The organism is Streptomyces mesophilus, from assembly GCF_011044995.1.
GTDB classification, from domain to species: domain Bacteria; phylum Actinomycetota; class Actinomycetes; order Streptomycetales; family Streptomycetaceae; genus Streptomyces; species Streptomyces mesophilus.
On the sequence record NZ_JAAKZW010000437.1, the window covers coordinates 1 to 2,164 of the forward strand.

The following is a 2,164-nucleotide window of genomic DNA, read 5'->3' on the forward strand; positions in this document are numbered from 1 at the left end:
CCCCCCGGGGGGGGCTCAGGGAGCGAGCCGCTCCACGCTCCAGCCCCCGCCCTCGGCCACGTACCGCAGCCGGTCGTGCAGCCGGTTCTCGCGCCCCTGCCAGAACTCCACCGCCTCCGGCACGACGAGGAACCCGCCCCAGTGCGGCGGCACCGGCACCTGCTCACCCTGCGGATAGCGCGCCGCCAACTCCTCGTACGCACCCGCGAGTTCCTCCCTCGACCCGATCACCGAGGACTGGGCGCTGGCCCACGCCCCGAGCTGCGAGCCGTGCGGCCGCGAGCGGAAGTACGCGGCCGTCTCCTCGCGCCCGACCCGCTCCGCACGGCCGCTGACGATCACCTGGCGGGCCATCGCATGCCACGGGAACAGCAGCGAGACCGCGGGGTTCGCCTCGATCTCCCGCCCCTTGCGCGAGGTGTAGTTCGTGTAGAAGACGAAGCCGCGGACGCCGTACGCCTTGAGGAGCACGGTCCGTGAGCTCGGACGGCCGTCCGCGTCGGCGGTCGAGACGATCATCGCGTTCGGCTCGTGGAGCTCGACGCGTACCGCCTGGGTGAACCAGCGGTCGAACTGGTTCATCGGATCGCCGGCGAGGTCGGCTTCGAGCAGCGGAGCGGTGCGGTACTGCTCGCGCATGGCGGACGGGTCGGGTCCGTCGATCCCGTCGGCCGGGTCGAGGTGCTGATGGTTCACGGCGTCATCCTGTCGCACCCGGCCGCCCCGGACGAGTGTGGTTCGCGGCACTCAGTGCCGCGAACTCTCCCCTTCCGTGGCACCGAGGGATATCGTCCTGCCGCACGGGGCATCACCGGGGTGGCCATGAACGGACCGCGAGTCGTGAGTGACCGCGGAACCGGATCGTGGACACCCGCATCTGACATCTGGTCACCACCGCCCCACCATCACCACCGGTCACCCGTCACCATGGGCGGCCGACCCACCCGTAACCGTCTCGTCGCACACATCATGAGGAGCCGCCTGATGTCCGACTTCGTCCCTGGGCTCGAAGGGATCATCGCGTTCGAAACGGAGATCGCCGAACCGGACAAGGAAGGGGGCGCGCTCCGCTACCGCGGTGTCGATATCGAGGATCTGGTCGGCAAGGTCTCCTTCGGCAACGTCTGGGGTCTGCTGGTCGACGGGGCGTTCAATCCGGGCCTGCCGCCCGCCGAGCCCTTCCCGATCCCCGTCCACTCCGGCGACATCCGCGTCGACGTGCAGTCCGCGCTCGCGATGCTCTCTCCCGTATGGGGTCTCAAACCCCTCCTCGACATCGATGCCGACCAGGCCCGCGAGGACCTCGCGCGCGCCGCCGTGATGGCCCTCTCGTACGTCGCCCAGTCGGCGCGCGGCCAGGGGCAGCCGATGGTGCCGCAGCGCGAGATCGACAAGGCCACGTCCGTCGTCGAACGCTTCATGATCCGCTGGCGCGGCGAGCCGGACCCGAAGCACGTCGCGGCCGTCGACGCGTACTGGACCTCGGCCGCCGAACACGGCATGAACGCCTCCACGTTCACCGCCCGCGTGATCGCCTCGACCGGCGCCGACGTCTCCGCCGCGCTCTCCGGCGCGGTCGGCGCGATGTCCGGCCCGCTGCACGGCGGCGCGCCCTCGCGCGTCCTCGGCATGATCGAGGAGATCGAGCGTACGGGGGACGCGGACGCGTACGTCCGGGGCGCCCTCGACCGGGGCGAGCGGCTCATGGGGTTCGGACACCGCGTGTACCGCGCCGAGGACCCGCGCGCCCGCGTACTGCGCCGTACCGCCCGCGAGTTGGGCGCACCGCGCTTCGAGGTCGCCGAAGCCCTGGAGAAGGCGGCCCTCGCCGAACTCCACGCCCGCAGGCCCGACCGTGTCCTCGCCACGAACGTCGAATTCTGGGCGGCGATCGTCCTCGACTTCGCCGAGGTCCCGGCGCAGATGTTCACGTCGATGTTCACGTGCGCCCGCACGGCCGGCTGGTCGGCCCACATCCTGGAACAAAAGCGCACGGGCCGCCTGGTCCGCCCCTCGGCCCGCTACGTGGGCCCGCCGTCGCGGAGCCCGGAGGATGTGACGGGGTTCGAGTCGGCGTAGGGGTACCACTCCAGCCCGGCCGGCGTTTGAGGCCATCCGACCGAAGGTCGGATACGGGGTCTGGGGCGAAGCCCCAGTTTCGGGA

Annotated in this window: 2 protein-coding genes; one reads left to right on the forward strand and one right to left on the reverse strand. The window is 71.3% G+C overall.

The window, feature by feature from the left end:
- Nucleotides 1-15: 15 nt before the first annotated feature.
- Nucleotides 16-714 (reverse strand): pyridoxamine 5'-phosphate oxidase, encoded by a 699-nt coding sequence (pdxH, locus tag G6045_RS40365; RefSeq protein ID WP_408056429.1) that lies wholly within the window; start codon nt 712-714, stop codon nt 16-18.
- Nucleotides 715-984: 270 nt separating this feature from the next.
- Here pdxH and G6045_RS40370 point away from each other — a divergent pair, with 270 nt between their 5' ends.
- Entirely contained in the window at nt 985-2,079 is a 1,095-nt protein-coding gene (locus tag G6045_RS40370; RefSeq protein ID WP_165337224.1) for a citrate synthase 2, read from the forward strand.
- Nucleotides 2,080-2,164 lie beyond the last annotated feature (85 nt).